Raw genomic sequence first — 19927 nt, forward strand, 5'->3', positions numbered from 1 at the left:
AAGGAAGGGTTCGCTTTTTGACCCTTCCTTTATGCAGAGGCCTCCAAGCGAAGTGAAACGGAGCGCGGAAGTAAAAAGATACGTCAAAACTTGGCTAATTTTTGTCCATTATATTGACAGAAGTCCAGGATTGTGGAAAATCAAATTGGAATTGATGAAAATTTTGAACTAATTGATGAAATTGTATTAGTTCAAGGAGATTTTAAAAAAAGGCTGTCCCAGACAGATAATTCTGACCGGACAGCCCTTTCAATCAATCTACTTTACTAGTTAAACAATTGCTTTACGTCTCCTGATAATAAAGGATGCAATTCCTACTAAAAACATTACAATACCTATTAGCAAGGATGTATACATAGATGTTGCTGTATTAGGTAGTTTCTTTTGATCATCACCTTTTTGATCTTTTCCTTTATCACCAGTGCCCTTATCCCCGTCACCTGGGTTCTTGTCACCGTTACCTGGGTCTTGGTCGCCGTCACTTGGGTCTTGATCTCCGTCACCTGGATTCCCGTCTCCGTCACCTGGATCTTGATCTCCGTCACCTGGATCGCCGTCTCCGTCACCTGGATCGCCGTCTCCGTCACCTGGATCGCCGTCTCCATCACCTGGATCGCTGTCTCCATCACCTGGGTCCCCGTCTCCATCACCTGGATCGCTGTCTCCATCGCCCGGATCGCCATCACCAGGATCTTCTCCTCCGGTTACTTCTTCAACTTCAACTAATTTCACATTATCAATCGTAACGTTGTAAGGTGCAGCTACATCTGGATCGCTTCCTGCTCTTCCCAATCCAAACATCAACTTGTATTCGCCATCTGATTTCACTTCAATAATGGCTTGATATGTTTGCATCGTTTGATCAACATTAAATGTTTGATTAGGTACTCCAGATCCTGTTAGCTCCACGTATACAGGTCTTTCTCTTTCAGACTGCAGATCAAATTCAATTTTATACATTCCACTTGGGACAACTATCCCTTCTTGGAACAATTGGATGTGCCACCATTCCCAGCCTACTTGTTGAATATCAGCATGTAGTTTACCATCTTTAACTGAAAAGTCTGCTAATCCAGCCCATTGTTCGAATTGGCCTTGATTATGGATATTCCATCCTTTTACAATATTTTCAGAATTACCGAATTCAGTAGTTGTTTCAAAAGAACCATCAATAATTAGGTTTTCACCAATTTCTTTCCATGTCTTATCTGAATGGTCCCCATCATCTCCATCACCAGGTTCCTCTGGTTGCTCTGGCTCAGGAGCTTTTCCAGCTAGAAGCTCTCTAGCTTTTTTAACATCTACCTTGACATTGTCAATATAAACTTCATGTGCTCCATCAATTTCTGGATTCTCTACATTGCCCAAAAGGAATTTTAATGAAACTTGCTCATCTACAGGCATATCAAATTCAAATGTATATGTTTCCATTGAATTTGTTAATGAAATAACTTCATCGAAATAACGTTTATATGAAGCATTTTCTACGATTACTTCTATTTTTCTATCATCACTAGATTTTGCATCGAATTCTACAATATACTTGTTTTGGTATAAAGAGATTCCTTGCATTAATTGAATATCCCAAGGGTTTACACCAACATTGTCAATGGTTGCTTTAGCTTGACCATTTTCTCCTATTATAGTCGCACTTGAATCCCCATCATAATTACCTTGGATGTGTTGATCCCAAACTTCTAGTCCTTTTGAAAAATCACCGTTCTTTAACGGGAAGTATTTGTCCCTTTCGCCTTTCACTTCTAATCTAACATTATCTATGAACACATTATGAACTGCAGAAATATTTTCACCAGCAACATTTCCTAGTAAAAATTGTAGTCCAGCTGTATCATTTGCAGGCATTTTAACCTCAAATGTGTATGTTTCCATAGTATCTGTTAGATCAATTACCTTTTCGAAGTATCTGTGATAGGCAGGTGCACCATTATCTAGTACTACTTCAATTTTTCTGTTATTCGTGGATTTAGCATCAAATTCAACAATGTACGTTTGATTTTCTTTCAATTTCATTCCTGGATATAATAACTGTATATCCCACGGATTATAACCTACATTTTCAACAGTGATGCTTGCTTCATCATTAACTGCTTCAACAGTTGCTTTTGAACCATGACCATCATGATCACCTTGAATATGCTTGTCCCAATTCATTAAGCCATTAGAAAAATCTCCATTGCGTAGAGGAAATGCCTCCTCAAGTGTTAATCCAGCATTATTATTCGTTAATCTAATTAATTTAATATCATCTAAATAGACATTACTGTTATTTCCACCTAAATGAAATACAATTTGGCTTGCAATATCTGTTAGATCAGGCATAGTGAATTTGAACGTCTTTACATCCATCGATGTTGATAGATCAACTTTTTCTTCTGCATAAGTTTTAGTTCCGTCTTCACTTATGAAAGAAATTCCTATTGTTCTAGCAGAATCAGCTCTTCCTTTAAACGTTAATTCATATTCATCATTAGCTAATAAATTAATTCCTTTTTGGAGTACTTGAATAGCTTCCTGACGGTCTCCACCATTCGTGATGTCTACTTTTAACTCCCTTGTTTTTTCACTAACTGAAGCAGTAGCGTTTCCATCATTATCAATGAAATTCCAATATGTCATCCTGTCCATTCGTCCTTGGTCAAAGGATCCGTTGTAGACATGATTTCCATTCCGTAACGGAGTTTTAGGCTTGTTTTCATTGTATGGATCGACCGCCTCTATTTCTTCAAGTACAGCATTTCCAATCCAAACAGGCGCATTGTTCGTTCCCATATTGAATTCCACGCGCGCTAAAGGATCTGACTCTTGCTGCATTTGAAAAGTAAGTTCATAAGTGTCTAAGTTACTAGATAAAGCAAAGTCTCCTGTTGGTGAGTAACCCGCATAGCCTCTTTCAGGTCCCCCGCCAATTTTTACTGTCAAATTACGATTTGCATTTGATTTAGCATCGAAGCTTAGTTTATACCATCTGCCTGTTCCTAAAGTTGCATTTTGAATAAGTTGAACGGAGTGAACTTGGTTGCCTGCATTCGCTATATCCACTTTCGCAAATCGGTCATCGCCCATTTGATCTACAGATATTGAAGCATTCCCACCGAATTCATTCAAATATACAAAATTCCAATAGTCATTTGTCCAATCATTTGCCAGTTCATCAGGAGTGCTAATATTTGCAAATCCTTGTTCATATTTTGGATCATAGAGGTAATTGCCGTCGATAGCCTCTTTTGCATTGCTAGGCAGTTCACCTGCATCAAACCCAGGTTCTACCGGCTCACGATATTCCGGCAACTCATAGGCTCTGACATACTCTACTTCCATATTTCCAGGGAATACAGTTGTCCCATCAGGATCTCCACCATACCATCCACCAACCGCTAAATTTAAAATGATGTGGAACTCTTGGTCAAATGGAGCTGGATATGAGTATTTATTTCCGTTAGCATCTGTAGCATGCCAATTATTTAATTTCTGATATAGTTCACCATTTACATACCATCTAATTTCTCCTGGTTCCCATTCAAGACTATACACATTAAATTCAGTGTTATCTGATCCTTCAGGAAAAATATAATCTTTAGCAGTATATGTGTTATTTGGCCATTGACCGCCATAATGGATAGCTCCACCAACGATGTTAGGTCTAGCCCCTGCCGCTTCCATAATGTCTATTTCTCCTGAAATTGCCCATCCGCCGTATACATCATGTTCAGGCATCATCCAGAATGCAGGCCAATACCCTTGACCTTTTGGCAATTTCATTTTCGCTTCAAACTTTCCATACTTTTGACTGAATTTGCCTCTAGTATCTATTAATCCCGAGGTATAGTTATAACTGCCATACTTATCGGAAACGCTTTCTTTTTTACCCTCGATGATTAATTTTCCATCTTCGACCTTTAGATTTTCTTTTTGATAATATTGCTTTTCTTCATTTCCCCATCCAGGAATTCCTTCAGCATGTCCATTTCCAGTTGTGATGTTCCACTTACTTCCATCCAATTCATTGCCGTCAAAATTATCTTCCCAAACGAGTTTCCATTCCTTATCACCTGGTGTTTCTGAAACTTTGTTGTTTACTAGTTCAGATGGATGATCGTCATTTCCCTTATCTGAAGAATTATCTTGATTTCCTGTATCAGGTGAAGAATCTTCAATTCCTGGATCTGTCGGATTATCACCATTTCCTGTATCCGATGAAGTATCTTCATTTCCTGGCTCCGACTGGTCATCTCCATTTCCTATATCCGATGAAGTATCTCCATTTCCTGGATCTGACTGGTCATCTCCATTACCTGTATCCGATGATGTATCTCCATTTCCCGAATTTTCATTTCCTAGATCCACTGGGTCACCATTTCCTGGTACCTCTGAACCTTCGCCATTATCAGAATCTCCCCCACCTAATTCAATCGAGTAAGGCAAGATAATTCTTGAACTTTCATCCGGCGCATTCACCTTTACTTCAATATCACCATCTCCAAAAAGTTTGTATATCTCAACTTGGATTTTTCCGTTAGTAAAATTAGCGTATTCATTTCCCTCTATGTTGGATGTAAAATCGCGTTCAAACAGTTCAATAGATTGAAGGTCACCATCAGTCGGCACCATTTCCGTTTCTTCTGTTCGATCCCATGTTCCATCACCATTAAAATCATATGACATCTTCGCAATTGTACCAATAGCTATAGCTAAGCCATTTAAATATAATTTTGCTGATGTCTGACCTGATCCATTATATTCACCGTTGACTTGATCAATTATGTAAACTAACTTTTCCTCTGAATGTAAAACATCTAACTCTTCATTTGTACCTGCCTCAAGTGAAAGACGACTTTCTTCGTCACCACTTACTAAATATAAAGTAGACTCTTGATCGATTTTTTCAGCATGAACTCTAGGTACAATCCCTGAAAGATTCGATCCGACTAATAGTAGGATCAGAAATAAGTGCCCGATCTTTTTTATCATTAATAAATCCTTCTCCTTCCCTAAAATTTTTTCTAACAAGCCCCACCCTAAAAACTACTCCCTGAGACTTAAATTCGGAAAGCGCTTTCCAAATACAATAAAATTCTCTCTTACAAAGGTAGAATAATAAACCCTTCTATTTAACTATTATTCTACAAAGATTCCATTAAACAACGAAATTCTAACACTACTTATTTTGGAACCCTATTATTTCCTAGTATATGTCTCCCCTACCCCCTCTCTATATAAGGCGCTTTCCTTTTTTTATATAATGTATATTTTTTATCCCCCTTAATATACTTCGAAAGCGCTTCCCATCTTGAGTATAGTTTATACTTGTTTTCCCGTCAAATTATTTCAAATTTTTTTGATATGAGCTTAATATAAACTCTCTTACCGGGAGCTCACCTCTTTTATTACGTTACAAAAGATAATTATTGTGCAAAGTTTAGTTTTAACAAAAAATGTCTTCGTAGGGTAAAGCGCTTTCCACTACAAATTAAAATATTGGGGGTGCCTTCAATTGCCCCCCTTTAATTCACTCGCGGACTCTCTTTCAACTAGGTTTACTGGTACAGTTATTCCTAATGGAATCTTCTTTTTTGCATCAATTTGTTTTAATAGCAAATCAGCTGCTTGCATTCCGATTAAATCGGTATCCTGTTTAATCGTTGTTAAACTAGGTGTTGAGTGTTTCGCCAATTCTATGTCATCAAACCCGACAATAGAAATATCATCCGGTACCTTAAGCCCATGATTTCTTATTGCTTTTATCGCACCTAATGCAATCATGTCACTCGCTGCAAAAATAGCTGTTGGTCGATCCTCTAGTGAGAGAAGCTGTTCCATAGCTAAAACACCCGACTCAAACTCAAAATACCCACCACTGACAATATAGGTTTCAGGTAGATGCAAACCATATTTTTCAATGGCCGCAATAAATCCTTTTCGCCTTTCTTGTCCGGCTAAAGTTTTTTCCTCCCCAGCAATATGAGCTATTTTTCGGTGCCCGAGTGAGTATAAATAATCAACGGCCATTTCACTTCCAAATGCATTATCACTGTTAACGACACTTACATTTTTACTATATAAATCTATAAATACACTTGGTATATGATAGTCTAATATTTCCTGCACTTCTTTATTAAAATTTAGTGGGGAAACGACAATAACCCCATCCACTCCACGTTGTCGAAAACGGTCAAGATAGCTTTTTCTTTTATTCTCTACATTGCGAGAAACTAAAAGAAGGTCATAGCCAAATTCTTCCGCTCGTTTTCGAAAACTTTCAATCACTGCACTGAAGAAAGGATGCTTTATTCCTATATTAAGTTCTTCGATAAACACAACCCCAATTGTCCAATACTTCTTCGTCATTAATGATCTTGCATTTGAATTCGGTTGATAACCAATTTCTTCTATGGTGCTCAAAATTTTCTTCCTTGTTTTTTCATTTACACCCGGATAATTATTCAGCACCTTCGATACTGTCGTTATCGAAAAACCCGCCTTTTCAGCAATATCATAAATCGTCGGCATACTATTCCACTCCCTGCATTTAAGACCGTTCACATTTCTCTTATTCTCGCAAGCTCTATGCGTATTTATCATACAGGGAAAAGCGCTTTATCGCAAAAAGTATTTTGGGTCTTGGATGGGGGAATGCATTAAATACTTCAAACTCATTCATATAAAATTCCCAGGCTTTCGACTTTTCCCTGCCAGACTAGATAAGGATTGATGATATTCAGGGTAGAATTGATGATAGTTTGATTGGGATTGATGATAGTTTGATTGGGATTGATGATATTTTGATTGGGATTGATGATATTTGAATTGGAATTGGTGAAAATTGGAGTGGGATTGTGGAAAGTTAAAATGGAATTGGTGAAAATGTAGAACTGGATTGGTGATAATCGCTCTGGAATTGGTGAAAGGTTTGAACTAATTGATGAAAACTTGATTGGGATTGTGAAAAATTTAAATGGAATTGATGAAAATGTAGAACTGGATTGGTGGTAATCGATCTGGAATTGGTGAAAGTTTTGAACTAATTGATGAAAATTTAAGTGGGATTGTGGAAAATTATATTGGAATTGGTGGAAATGTAGAACTGCATTGGTGGTATTCGATCTGGAATTGGTGAAAATTTTAAACTAATTGATGAAATTGCATTGGCGCAAGGAGAAAAAAGAAATGTCTTATATTTTTCCCTCTTTACATAGAACGTCACTATTGACCTTGCCCATTGTCCGTGTTGCTTATATCATCGCTGGTAAGCGGGAAAATAAAGCTTTGCGGCTCACCAGCAATTAAGCGTAACACAGACAAACCGATACTAATCATACGTTGGCAGGGCCCCGCCCCCTTCCATCGCATGATTAGTATCGGGTGCTGAGGTCAGCTTCGCTGTGACTCTGGCTCTATTACAGAAATGAGAAAAGCTCGCTGATGAGTCTTCTCTGCACAATGAATGGCTCAATACTTTCGCGAAGATTAAGGGATGCCAGCAGTTTAAGCAACCCTCAGGGCAAAACTGATATAAAAGTAACTGATCCTGAAATCTGAATATTCCCCCTAAAGCGTCCGAAAATATGATATTATATTAGTAGGAATAAATAACCTGTCAGAGGGGAATAGTGTTGTTAAAGGATTATATTAATTGTTATCATGGAACGATTAAGGTCCATAGCGAATATATAACACTAAATGGAATAACTTTTAATAAAAGTCGGTATGCTACCGACTTTGGAAAAGGATTCTATCTTACGAATAATGAGAGCCAAGCTATAGATTGGGCTAAAAGGAAATCCAAACATCATTTTGGGAATGGTTCTACCGATGATGCTACACCGGTCATAATACATTTTAATATCGATATTACTAAACTAGGTAAACTAAAGCATTGCTTTTTCGAAGAACCGAATCTTGATTGGAGTAACTTTATTTTGGAATGTCGCAAGAAAGGATTAGAAGTAGGTTTATATCACGATTTCCACTTTGTTCTGGGCTCATTAGCAGATGGAAAAATAATGCCATTAGTAAGAAGAGCCATTGGTGGAAGAATAAATAATATGGAATTTTTAGATGGTATTAGACCCACTTCATCCGCAAACACCCAATTATCTTTACACACAGATGCAGCTTTGAAGTGTATTACATTGATGGAGGTGAGAGAAATTGAAGTTTGAAAAATACTCATTTGATGAATTAGATATTGAATTCTTGTCATATGTATTGGATGAACTTGAGAAAAGAATTGGAGATAAAGCCCAAGCCCACGAAGTTATTTCTTGCTCTGGATTTTTAAAACAATTACAAGAAGATCCAATGTATGTTCATCATTTTGATGAAAAATATTGGGCAGACTACATTCTTTCACAACACCAAAAAAAAGCATTAATGACCATCTAAATTTGCATTAAGTCATCTTTTGGATGGTTATTTATACGTTTACTTAACAAAATGCATTTGTCTAAAAAAATTCTTAAACATATTCATGTAAAATAACTCATAATTGGTGATATATTAATAATGACTCAGCACTGCGAATGCTTACATGCCGCATCATGAACGGCTGACCAGTTGAAGATGAAGGTACGACAAAAGAAGTAATTTACCTTACTCTTGGTGGGAGCGGTGGGTAGTTACTTCTTTTTTCTATCGGTGACTAGTGCAGCTACAATCATAGGAAAATACCAAATTAGCATGTTCATGAATGGGATTGTGGAAAGTTAAAATGGAATTGTGAAAGTATTAAACTAATTGATGAAATTGCATGTGTGCAAGAAAAAAAGAATTTAAAGCTTTTTCTTTTTTACACAGAACGTCACCATTGACCTTGCACATTGTCCGTGTTGGTTATTTTATCGCTGGTAAGCGGGAAAATAATGCTTTGCGGCTTACCAGCAATTAAGCGTAACACGGACAAACCAATACTAATCATACGCTGGCGGGGCCCCGCCCCCTTCCATCGCATGCTAAGTATCGGGTGCGGCGGTCAATGGCAAGCAGCTTCGCTGTGACTCTGGCTCTATTCCAGAAATGAGAAGGGCTCGCTCTCCACAATGAATGGCTCAATATTTTCGCGAAGATTAGGGGATGACAGCAGTATTTTTGTGATAATCAACAAATTAAAGGGTCAAATAGACATCCATGTCATGATGTATGACTATTTGACCCCTATTGTAAAAGGTACCCTCTAAATTTGACTGTTTTGATAATATAAATCTATTACATACGACCAATTGGTAGTCAGTTTTTTCCTCTCCTCAAACTCGGGATATATTAACCTCCTTATTTCCAACCCATCCATAAGGTCTTTCAGCAAACAACTCATAAACATCCCGTATCTTTTTGTATGTAATATGTTCTGCAACATAAAGTATGAGTCCCCTATCTTTTACCTCTTTCAATTCACTTCTCACGCAATCTTCCACCGGTTTTCCAAAACCAGTTAGGAAATTGTATTTCCCCCAATTCTTAATAGCGATTTCCCGCGTATCTGGGTTATATTTCATAAGTTTGTACTTATTGATCAAACTTTCAAAACTACTTTTAGTTTTCTCCAACGTTAGACCTGTCTCAAAAGCCATTAGTCTCACTGAAATTTCATAAATTCCAATTTGCTTAGTGCAGTCATTCGTCAACAAATAAAGAAACAATAACCGTTCTTCCCTTGTCATACTCCTAACCTTCTGATCCTCCCAAAAATTAGTATGTACTGCGCGAAACTTTGCCATTGCTTCCTCTTCCTTTCTATTCTATTAAAATGAATTGCTCATTTTTAATATATGGATGAGGTCTATATTATGGACACCCTGTGTGAAAAAAATATTTATTTTTTAGAAAAAGGTAGGAGTTTCGAAAGGGACGCCGGGATCACACAAAAAAGCACAGCTCTTAAAAGAGAGTGCCTCAGAAGTTAGTTGATCTCGCCACGCAGGCGTTTAGTATTTACTCCTTAATAATCCGCTTTATAACATTCACTTTAGTAGCAAACTATGTAACTTAATCGTTGACAATACTACATTAGGTGAGGATATCTTCAATTTGGATTATCCCTTACTTTTTCCCAATCACAAACATTAAACGGCCTTAGCAGTTAAGTGCTAAAGCCGTTCGATATATCTGTATTAACATGATGCAATTCAAATCAGCAAGCAAAAAACTTTTTTAATAAACAATTGTTTTTGTAGATTTGCTGCTATTCCCAGCCCTATCTTTCGCTGTGACATAAAGAGTAGTCTTTTTCTTTTGCTTAGGAATTTTCACTTTGAATTTCCCCGATTTGCTGGTCTTAGCAGTACCGATTGTTTTCTTCCCTACTTTTATTGTGATGACTGAATATGCTTCAGCAGTTCCTGACACTGTACTGGACGAACTCTTTACCTTGTTCACTTTTGGTGCTGCTGGAGCTTTTTTATCAATTGTAAACTTGATAGTTGTTTTATTAGAAGCAGAATCAGTTACAACAAGAGTGTATACTCCACTAGTCTTAACGATTGTGCCTTTTTTAAAAGACTTTTTATTTAATGTTGCTTTTCCTTCATTAAACGTAATTTTCCTATTCTTATTGTAAAATGCGTTATTCGATACGCCGCTTACTTTTGGTGCGGTCTTATCGATTGTAAACTTTGTCGTTGTTTTGTTACCCGCAGTATCCGTAACTACAAGTGTATAGACTCCGGCATTCTTAACAATTGTACCGCTTTTAAAAGCCTTCCGATTCAGGGTTGCCTTCCCTTCGTTGAAAGTCACCTTAACATTCTTTTTGTAGTAGGCATTGTTTTTAGCTCCACTTACTTTAGGAGCTGTTTTGTCAATTGTAAATTTCACTGTTGTTTTATTGCCAGCAGCATCTGTTACAACCAAAGTGTAAACCTTCGCAGTTTTTACAACTGTGCCACTTTTAATTGCACTACCATTTAAAGTCGCTTTTCCTTCATTAAAACGAATGGTGACATCACGATTGTAATAACCGTTATTCACTGGTCCCGATACAGTTGGAGCAATTTTATCTAGTACAATCGTCTTTTGAGAGCTCATGTTACCAGATTTGTCTTCTGCAGTAACCTTTACTTCAGTTCCTGCCTTTTGTTTTGCAATTTTGAAGGAATATGCCCCTTTAGTATCCGCTGTTGTTTCTTGCTGATAAATCCCCGCAAGGTAAAGTTTCACCTTTGCTCTGGGCTCAGTTTTTCCACTTATACTAGTACTCAAATTTGAAACTGTACTTATCGTAGGAGTAACTGGAGGAGTCACATCCTCAACCGTCAATGTATAGTCGCTTTTATTTCCGTCAACGTCTTCCGCCCAGATTGTTAACTCTGTACCAGCTATCTGGATCGGGATTTTAAGGGAAAAATCACTAAAGCTATTAGCGTTTTCAACGGTAATCGTGTCACTGATCTTTGTAATTCCTTTCATAACATAGACCTTTACAGAGCCTCCATTATCTCCAACTCTTCCCTTAACAATTGTATCTTTCTCAGTGACTGGTGATACATCAATTCCAGGATGCACTGTATCAATGATTGGCACCTTGACGGTAGACCAGTTGTTATTCTCGTAATCGGAAACTTTTAGTTCAAGCTCGTGCTCATACTTCCATAGTTTGAAAGGTAAATCTACTTTAAAATTCCCCTTATCATCCGCATATGCATATTTCTCCGTATATAGTTTTCCGTCCTCATAGACAAAAGCATTTACAAGCAGATTGGGCTCAGTCTTTCCAGTGATCACTTTGTCGTTGTCGGTAAAAGGATTAACTTCAATAAAGATTCCACCTGGTGGAACATATTCCCCGGTTGTCAAACTAGTCTTCAACTCTGTAGACTGATGGCTATTATCACGGGCTATGACAGCCACATTATAGGAGGTATGTTCATAAATATACTCCTTAAATGCAAAGTTATTTACATCTGCTGGGACAGAATCATAATAACGACCATCCAAATATATGGCGTATTCACTGATTTCGGATGTGTCAATTGCTTTTGTCCATTCTATTTCAAAATAAATCCCGTTTTCCTTTACTACCTTAAGCTTACTATTTACAGGCCAGGTTGGTGCAGTTGTATCAATGGTTGTAACTTCTTTACTTATGCCCTGTGACCAGTCACCTAGATCGTTTTGGAATTCAACCTTCACATTATATAAGGTGTCAGGCTTTAAATTTTTAATAGAATAGTTGAGCTTGCCAGTTTTATCTGGCTCTACGATGGCAACTACCTTGTTATTCACTGAAATTCGATAGTTTTTAATAATATCAAAATAATATCCTTCGCTAAGTGAAACATCGATAACTGTTTCAGCAGGACTCCATGTAACAACCGAAGAACCCTCTGGCCATACGGCATCATTATAGTTCGCCAAATCCACTTCTGATGTAAGCACAGGAGAAAAATTGACAAGACCAAGATTGATATTATCATAACCGTCATAAATACGATCTTTTATGGCTGTTTGATCATCCGTTCCCCACCAGTTGTTTTTGATATCAATGTTATCCTTAATCGTTGTGCTGATTGAATCAAATATATTATTGTGATTTACTTTAGCACCATTTGTGTCAAACATTAAGCCGGTACTGTTATTTTTGAATGTGTTATATACCGCAGTGTCTCTTCCCTTCAAAATAAGAGCCATACCGTTATTTTCAAACGTGTTATATCGGATGATAGAATTTCCTGCCCCTTCTATTGCATTCTCATTAAAACTAAATTGATTATCTTCAATGACAGTAGAACTCCCTTTTATGGCATAACGATTATTCGTGAATGAGGAATGATAAACTTCGTAAATTCCACTTTCTAGTGCGCTGCGATTATTCCTGAAACTTGAATTGCTTATCCGTGCAGTGGGACCTGATATAGCCGTTTCGTTTGAAGTAAACATGCTGTTCCGAATGAACATTTGCTTATAATTGATATTTCCCCATATAGCAGTCTTATTGTTAGAAAAAGTTACATGATCTAATTCAATTATACGTTCATCCTGATCCACATAGTATCTGGCCATCCCGAGAGCTGTATTAGCAGACTGAATTTCAGTGTGCTTTAGTTTAATAAAACTGTTTTCACCATCCACATAAATTCCATTCCAGCGGTCGTCGTTGTAACTTCCGGTCGCTACCATGGACATCAGAATTTTTTGATTGGCCGATCCCTCCGAAATTAGTTTTCCTCTTACCGTTAATCTCACATTTGGAGCAAAGCGCACCTCAACGCCCGGTTCAATCGTAAGGAAAACATCGGGAAAAACGGTAATATCGGAGGTGACAATATAAGGGCTATTCTCCTTTGTCCAAACCTCGTCTTCATAAATGCCACCGCTTCTGTATGTTCCCTCAATCTTTTCAACAGTCGCTTCAGTTCGGCTTCTATTACCAGCTGCGTCAATTGCCTCTACAACTATTACTTTTCCAGCTTCCTGCCGGTCTATAGAAATATGAAATGATCCATCCCGATTAGCTTTTTCTGAGCCTAGCAGCTTGTCCCCCACTCTAATTTCCACTGTTGCATCGCCTTCTGTTATCCCATTCACAACACTAGTTAAATTGGAAATCAAACTTCTAATTTCCGGCTTTTTGGGCGGGGTTATGTCACGAACTGTTTTTTCGGCAGCGATACTCGTATTTCCAGAATCATCACGGGCAACAATCTGAATGACTTTGCCTGCGTCCTGAACCTTTATTTCAATCGAGAATTGACCAGTTACTTTATCAGCTACTGCCTTGCCAAGCTCCTTACCAGCCACTAATGCAATGACTGTAGACCCAGGCTCCGCTGTCCCCAAAATGTTAGTAGTCTGATCGTTGATGTCTTCAACAATTGGCATTTCGGGTGCCACCGTATCTTTGATTACTGTCACATTTATAATAGTCCGGTTGCCAGCCTGATCCGTTGCACTAATTTCTAGCTCCGTTCCTTCTGGATAACTGGGAATGGCAATCGAAAAGCGCCCGGAAGAATCGGCTGTCGTCTTCTCGATGATATCCGTTCCTTTCTTGGCAATGATGATGACGCCAGCTTCTGATGTCCCACTGATGTCTGCGCTTGTAACATTGATTTCGTGGCTTAATGACAAGGGTGGAGGAGTCCCATCCTTAACTACCGTCACTGTTTCACTCGATTTGTTACCGTACTCATCTTTAGCATAGACTTTTAACTCTGTCCCGGCAGACTGCTTAGTAAGTGAAACAGTAAAAGTCCCATTTGAATCGGTTGTTCCACTTCCAATTTCTACATTGTCAGACTGAACAATAACAGTAGAATTTGCTGGTGCAGTACCCGCTAGCTCACTACTATTATCATAAAAATCATTGATTTTAAGATCGGCAAGCTTTCCACCAACAGCATATAACCTTCCGTCTTTCCCTCCAATATATAATGTTCCATCCTTACCTATAGAGAGTGAACCTCTTGTATTTATGTCAGTTCCTAAGTTAATACTCCATTTCCTTGATCCATTCTTTTTAACAGCATAAATATAACCTCTATCCGTTACAAAATAGATGGTTCCCATATAATCAATGATAGGGGCAGACCAGATTGTATCCCCTGTATGAAATTCCCAGCTCTTTACTGGATAAGGATAACTGCTTCTCATGTAAAGAGTCCCATTTGAACCCGAAAAATAGAACTGTCCATCCCTTCCAAGGGCCAAGCCATCACTAGAGGCATATACATTGTACGGATTTCCATAATTCTTCCCATCAGGTGTAAGGGTAACAACTTCCCCTTCCGTACCGTAATAAATCAGGCCGTCCTCCCTGACTAGTGGGGCAGTATGAATATTGTAATTATTTGTATACTCCCACTTTTTCGTCCCATATTGAGAAACCGCCAAAAGCTTTTTCCCGTACACTGCATAAATCGTTCCATCAAGTCCGATTGCAGGGGAATTGCTCACGGAAAAATCCCCTGTATTAAGAGTCCACTTCAGATTTCCCGACGAACTTAATGCATATAATTTGTAATTTGCTGCGATAAAGATAGAACCATCTTTTCCTATAACAGGCTGTGTAAAGACGGCTGGCTGATACTGATTCACCATTGTATACTGCCAAACGGTATTTCCATCTTTATCAAGAGCGTTCACAACACCTTGCTGACTTACAATATAAAGTAAACCGCCATTTCCTATAACAGGCGATTCCTCCATTGTCCCTATGTATTTTTTCCATTTCAATTCTCCGCCCTTAGAGACAGCATATAAATTTCCGTCAGTACTTGATATGTAAATAGTTCCGTCGGCTCCAATAACAGGAGATGTCCGGAAAGATCCTTCCGTTTTATAAGTCCAATTCACAGCAGGTTCGCTCCAACCAATAAACCCTGACTGCCTTGTCCAGTTATATGTTGTGGGCTGGATGGCTTCACGATCATAACCGCCCGTTTCAAAGCCTCCCAACTCTAAATTTTGATTAAAAAGGCTAGATGTTTCTGTAATATTTATCTCCTGTGCAGACCCCTGGATAGGCTGCAGAAGAAGAACACCGCAAAGAAGCAGGCACACCAACCTTTTCATTCTCTTTATACCCCCCACTTAAATCCCCCTCTTATTTTTGTAATCTAGTAGATTCTATCTCTAGTTTATCAGTATTTTCGCTTTCTACATAGAACGTCACCATTGACCTTGCTCATTGTCCGTGTTGGGAATATCATAGCTGGTAAGCGGTAAAATAGAGCTTTACGCTTACCAGCAATTAAGCGTAACACGGACAAACCGATACTAAGCATGCGCCGTCGGGGCCCCGTCCCCTTCCACCGCACGCTAAGTATCGGGTGCGGCGGTCAATGGCAAGCAGCTTCGCTATGAACTCTCACAATTGTTAAATCCCAGCAAGCTACAACACCAGAATTAACAGCCTCCCGTTAATCCGAATCCGTTACATCATAACATTTTATCTTTATTTGAAAACCTTCATACGCTGTGAGCATCTTTCCTACTTCTTCCCACGTAAAAGGTCTACCATCAATAACAATAAGTGGGGAGTTCCCGGAATCCTCATCATATTCAATTAAACCCGTAAAATAATCATTCTTAATAATATTGTATGCTTGTCCATTAGGAAAAAACTTTGTTTCAACTTGTTCCTTTGCTATTCCTTTACCAGCTTTTTTAATTAAAGTATTTAACAGTTCATGCTGATTACAATGCAATTCACCATGTACAGCAAATTTATAGCCAAATGTTCCCCTTTCCTTAGCCTCCATAAAAATTCCCATTGGGTCTATTCGTCTTTCCACAATAAAACTACGACTTATTCCTTGGAAATCATTTAATGTAAAAGCCTCTGCCAGTTGTTCCACATTAACCTCAAGTTCTTTCGCCATTTGTTCGTTGTAACAATTCAAACATAGAACACTAGTATCCTCCCCTGCAGTAAATCTTACTTTTGCCTCATCAGATCCACATTTCTCACATTTATTCATTTATTCACCACATTTATTTTTCATTAATTCTATCATAACTATAGGCGTCCCCATAATATACCTCTTCCTAAAAAGGATCGTAATAGCCGGTTCGAAGATGATGATGGTTTAATTCCAAGAATTTTTATTACCAGAAGGCTATCGTGCCTGGCCCAATGTCCCCTCAGCATTTTTGTTATTTAATGTAAATTCTAAATTAAACCCCAGTGGAGGACTTTACAACAATGCCTTAAAAAATAATCCTCTAACCTTATATCCCTTCCTTGAATTAGGAATATTTTTATGTATAATGGATATATAATAAAAATGACCAAGCGTATTACGCTCGGTCGGAATCGCAACTACATGCCGCTGCATGAACGGCTGGCCAGTTGAAGATGAAGGTTCGACAAAAGAAGTAATTTACCCTACTCTTGTTGGGAGCGGTGGGCAGTTACTTCTTTTTTCTATTGGTGACTAGAGCAATAATTGCTACAATCGTTGCAAACATTGTCACAAGGAATATGCCAAATTGAATTAGCATGTTCACTGTTTCATATGTCACCATATCAAACACCCCCTTTCTAACAGGGAGTGCCAACCGTCCATCCGCTTTATGTAGTTGCTAGCTTAATATTATCATATATATTTACAATCCACTAGGTAAAATGTGAACATATGTTCTATAACAGTGAATAGCTTACCCATCAAGGAATAACACGGATCAATTTATCGCAAACATTAGCTTCCTTAAGATCTACTCCATTTTTACCGCTTTTACCGAATATAAAATTGGGGGTTGTGCGATGGGTGATAGGAGTAGGAATAGTTAAAATACTGAATGGATGAAATAAGGAAGTAGTCAAAAGTATATAGATAAAAAAATTCCTGGACTTCTGACTTTTTTCCTACCAGAGTTGATAAGGATTGATGAAAATAAAGCTAGAATTGATAAAAGTTTGATTGGGATTGTGGACAAATTAAAATGGAATTGATGAAAAGGCAAGGCAGGATTGCTTTTCTAACGTCACTTTGGACTTTTGCATTCACAAGCTTTTAAACATCTTAGTCAGCCTTCCCAGTAACTTCACACAGCCTTTTTCTGTTCCTGTTCTTGCCACTTTACTATTTTATTTTTCACCCAATTCAAGTCATGGCAAACCATCTAAAAGTCGTCTGCTTCTCGTAATGCATACTTGGTGTAGCTCGAGGTTGTAATAAATCTTGAAAGTACACAATTATGATTTCGCTTTGCTGAATTAAGTTCCCTAATCTGTGTTACCGTAATTGGATTACCTGAATTTAGGTAATGCTTAATTTGAATTGCTTCCTCAGCTTTATGGTGTCGATTGTATATTATTAGATCAACACCACCGTCAGCTCCTTCTCCACTTTCTCTTGTCTTATAACCTTTTGCTTTAAAATAAAGAAAACATAATCTTTCAAATTCTTTCCACGATAATTCCTCTAACTTTGATCCTATGATTTCTTTATCATCTCGTAACCGATTCGATGGAATATTCGTTAAGCTCTTATTCTTGACCTTTTTCCCAGTACTTCTCTTCTTTGACTTTTTATCCGGTAAAATCGAATAAGTAATTCTTTCAACTACCGGTGTTGCTAATATCAAGCCAAATAACAAGTAATAATTATTACTATTAAAAACACTCCAATATAAAAATAATCCAACTAATAGGCTTAATCCTGCAATAACATTAGAAATTGCTCTCTTTTCTTTTTTGGTCATTTTTAACACCCTTCGCCCCATTACTTATATCTATTATTGTACAACATTAACCATTTTTTGTGGTTGAACTTCCCACCTACAGTTGTCTAATTAAACCAACCCATCACCGGTTAGGGATGGCCAAATTTTCACGTTTAAGAGGATATTGTACACACTTCATCTTTTCTATCTTAATAAAATGGTGTTTTTGCATTTTGAAAATTACGCTGGGAGTCGCGATATAAAAAGTGGAGAAGCAAAAAAGCACACCACCTATTAAGTGAAGAGCGTAGCATATTATTCAAAACCTGCTACTATTATTTTATATTAGAATCCAAATTCAGTATTTCTTTGCTAACTCATAAAAGTTATTATTTTTCTAATTTTTTTTCTTAAAAAATAAATTTTTCAGTTCGACTTTTAAAAAATATTTTCCAAGTACTTTGTAAAAAATTCAATAGCTTATTATCGGTAAGCTCTTCTTGAAAAACGCCTCTCATTTTTGGTGGCATGATCTATTTTATTGGCTTGCCCTTTCTTTATTAGCAATGTCGTGGAAAACGGTATACTCAGAAATGATTACTCTATCCAATTCCAACTTTAGAGTTAGTTTACAAGAACAGATAATAATTCTATATATTCGCCTTAGGTTCCTATCTTTTGCTAAATTACATTCCTCATTCTTGTTAAACTCGTCAAACCCTACGATATGATGAAAATCATATTATGTAAGACTTTATTAATTACTGGTAAATATATTGTCAATGCATGGTAAATTCCTTGGCAAACATCGGTAAGAAAGATGGCGAAGGTGGTAAAATCAACTGGCTTTAATCATGAGACAATTAACTTATTCTTAGGAAGAAGATTGGATGTTTTGGGATGTGATCTAGTGATTAGTTAATATACTGAATGGATGAAATAAGGTGTCGGCAAATATTGATAAAAAATTACTGGGTTTTCGACTTTTTCCTTGCCAGGGATTACAAGGATTTATGATAGTAAATCTAGATTGGTGAAATCTTGATTGTGATTGTGGAAAATTAAAAAAGAATTAATGAAAAAGTAAAGCATGATATTAATAGTAGGCGTAAATGAATCCTGAATCTCGGGAAGTAACGTTTACTGGGATAATTTTATGTTTTTGTTGCAAAAGCAATTCTTTAAACTCATACACTCATGGTACCAAGAGGCGAGGAATGTTTATAAGCGTTGTATAAATTGTTTAATTTGGACTCGCGTTTAAATTACTTTTTTTAGGATATATTATTTTTTAAATCATATATCAAATCAAAGGTAGGGGTTTTTATGAATCGTGTGTCTATAGCACCATATGAAAAAGTTATAAAAATATATTCGGAATCACACCATGAAAATGATATGGACGCACTAAATGTAATTGATGAAACATTCGAACAAGGTATTTTTGAGGCCGTTAAAGAAATCGCATATTTGAATTTATTAAAAGATGAGGAACAATTAGCAAAATTAAATACTCCAGAAGAGATGGCATCAAAGGAGTTTGATTTAGTATTTAAAAAAGCTATTAGTTTATGTGATAATAAGCAACAGGAAAGCTCTTTATTTAGAGTTGAAGAATCAATAAACAAATGCTCAGCGTTAAGTCTAGAGAAATATTATATTGAAGGATTTATTAAAGGATATATATTTGTGAAAACTATTCATAAAGGCGAAATTTGATTTAATCGAAATTTCGTTTCCCCAAAAGCAGATTATTCCTTAATATTAAAAACATCAAAATAAATTATAATGCAAGGATATGAAACAATCC

The 19927-nt window shown here is 37.2% G+C and carries 11 protein-coding genes; 4 read left to right on the forward strand and 7 right to left on the reverse strand.

Annotation, left to right across the window (positions count from 1 at the left end):
- Positions 1-132: 132 nt before the first annotated feature.
- Positions 133-270 (forward strand): hypothetical protein, encoded by a 138-nt coding sequence (locus NQ185_RS19470; protein WP_257583731.1) that lies wholly within the window; start codon positions 133-135, stop codon positions 268-270.
- On the opposite strand, the gene NQ185_RS19475 is transcribed toward NQ185_RS19470, so the two are convergent.
- Both NQ185_RS19475 and NQ185_RS19480 read right to left on the reverse strand, forming a co-directional pair.
- Positions 271-4989, reverse strand: a complete 4719-nt coding sequence (locus tag NQ185_RS19475; RefSeq protein ID WP_257583732.1) for a carbohydrate binding domain-containing protein — start codon at positions 4987-4989, stop codon at positions 271-273. It lies immediately after the preceding gene.
- A 519-nt stretch (positions 4990-5508) separates the two neighbouring features.
- On the reverse strand, positions 5509-6528 hold the full coding sequence (locus NQ185_RS19480) for a LacI family DNA-binding transcriptional regulator (RefSeq protein ID WP_257583733.1): 1020 nt from the start codon (positions 6526-6528) through the stop codon (positions 5509-5511).
- A gap of 1103 nt (positions 6529-7631) precedes the next feature.
- Between NQ185_RS19480 and NQ185_RS19485 the strand changes: the two genes are divergently transcribed.
- Together NQ185_RS19485 and NQ185_RS19490 are read left to right on the forward strand one after the other, a co-directional pair.
- Positions 7632-8180 carry a DUF3990 domain-containing protein gene (locus tag NQ185_RS19485; RefSeq protein WP_257583734.1) on the forward strand — a complete coding sequence of 183 codons (549 nt, stop codon included), beginning with the start codon at positions 7632-7634 and terminating at the stop codon, positions 8178-8180.
- A complete protein-coding gene (locus NQ185_RS19490) occupies positions 8170-8403 on the forward strand; it encodes a hypothetical protein (protein ID WP_257583735.1) in 234 nt (77 codons plus the stop codon). The genes NQ185_RS19485 and NQ185_RS19490 overlap by 11 nt, the downstream gene beginning before the upstream one ends.
- An 857-nt stretch (positions 8404-9260) precedes the next feature.
- Here the strand turns inward: NQ185_RS19490 and NQ185_RS19495 are convergent.
- The 5 genes from NQ185_RS19495 to NQ185_RS19515 form a co-directional block, all read right to left on the reverse strand.
- Entirely contained in the window at positions 9261-9731 is a 471-nt protein-coding gene (locus NQ185_RS19495) for a hypothetical protein (protein WP_257583736.1), read from the reverse strand.
- A gap of 433 nt (positions 9732-10164) precedes the next feature.
- Positions 10165-15522 (reverse strand): Ig-like domain-containing protein, encoded by a 5358-nt coding sequence (locus NQ185_RS19500; RefSeq protein ID WP_257583737.1) that lies wholly within the window; start codon positions 15520-15522, stop codon positions 10165-10167.
- A 347-nt stretch (positions 15523-15869) separates the two neighbouring features.
- The gene (locus NQ185_RS19505; protein ID WP_257583738.1) at positions 15870-16430 is read right to left on the reverse strand and encodes a DUF7713 domain-containing protein; all 561 of its coding nucleotides are present in this window, start codon (positions 16428-16430) and stop codon (positions 15870-15872) included.
- Between the two features lie 433 nt (positions 16431-16863).
- Entirely contained in the window at positions 16864-16977 is a 114-nt protein-coding gene (locus NQ185_RS19510) for a putative holin-like toxin (protein WP_257583739.1), read from the reverse strand.
- A 597-nt stretch (positions 16978-17574) separates the two neighbouring features.
- On the reverse strand, positions 17575-18156 hold the full coding sequence (locus NQ185_RS19515; RefSeq protein ID WP_257583741.1) for a restriction endonuclease: 582 nt from the start codon (positions 18154-18156) through the stop codon (positions 17575-17577).
- A gap of 1287 nt (positions 18157-19443) precedes the next feature.
- On the opposite strand from NQ185_RS19515, the gene NQ185_RS19520 reads away from it, so the two are divergent.
- Complete coding sequence (locus NQ185_RS19520) at positions 19444-19836, forward strand: hypothetical protein (RefSeq protein ID WP_257583742.1); 393 nt, start codon at positions 19444-19446, stop codon at positions 19834-19836.
- Positions 19837-19927: the final 91 nt, after the last annotated feature.

Source organism: Lederbergia panacisoli (assembly GCF_024626525.1).
GTDB lineage: Bacteria > Bacillota > Bacilli > Bacillales > Bacillaceae_C > Lederbergia > Lederbergia panacisoli.

What these genes read in the sequence shown, in the direction of transcription:
- NQ185_RS19475 (WP_257583732.1), bottom strand. Translation starts at nt 4,989, where the DNA reads ATGATAAAAAAGATCGGGCACTTATTTCTGATCCTACTATTAGTCGGA.
- NQ185_RS19480 (WP_257583733.1), bottom strand. Translation starts at nt 6,528, where the DNA reads ATGCCGACGATTTATGATATTGCTGAAAAGGCGGGTTTTTCGATAACG.
- NQ185_RS19495 (WP_257583736.1), bottom strand. Translation starts at nt 9,731, where the DNA reads ATGGCAAAGTTTCGCGCAGTACATACTAATTTTTGGGAGGATCAGAAG.
- NQ185_RS19500 (WP_257583737.1), bottom strand. Translation starts at nt 15,522, where the DNA reads ATGAAAAGGTTGGTGTGCCTGCTTCTTTGCGGTGTTCTTCTTCTGCAG.
- NQ185_RS19505 (WP_257583738.1), bottom strand. Translation starts at nt 16,430, where the DNA reads ATGAATAAATGTGAGAAATGTGGATCTGATGAGGCAAAAGTAAGATTT.
- NQ185_RS19510 (WP_257583739.1), bottom strand. Translation starts at nt 16,977, where the DNA reads ATGGTGACATATGAAACAGTGAACATGCTAATTCAATTTGGCATATTC.
- NQ185_RS19515 (WP_257583741.1), bottom strand. Translation starts at nt 18,156, where the DNA reads ATGACCAAAAAAGAAAAGAGAGCAATTTCTAATGTTATTGCAGGATTA.
- NQ185_RS19520 (WP_257583742.1), top strand. Translation starts at nt 19,444, where the DNA reads ATGAATCGTGTGTCTATAGCACCATATGAAAAAGTTATAAAAATATAT.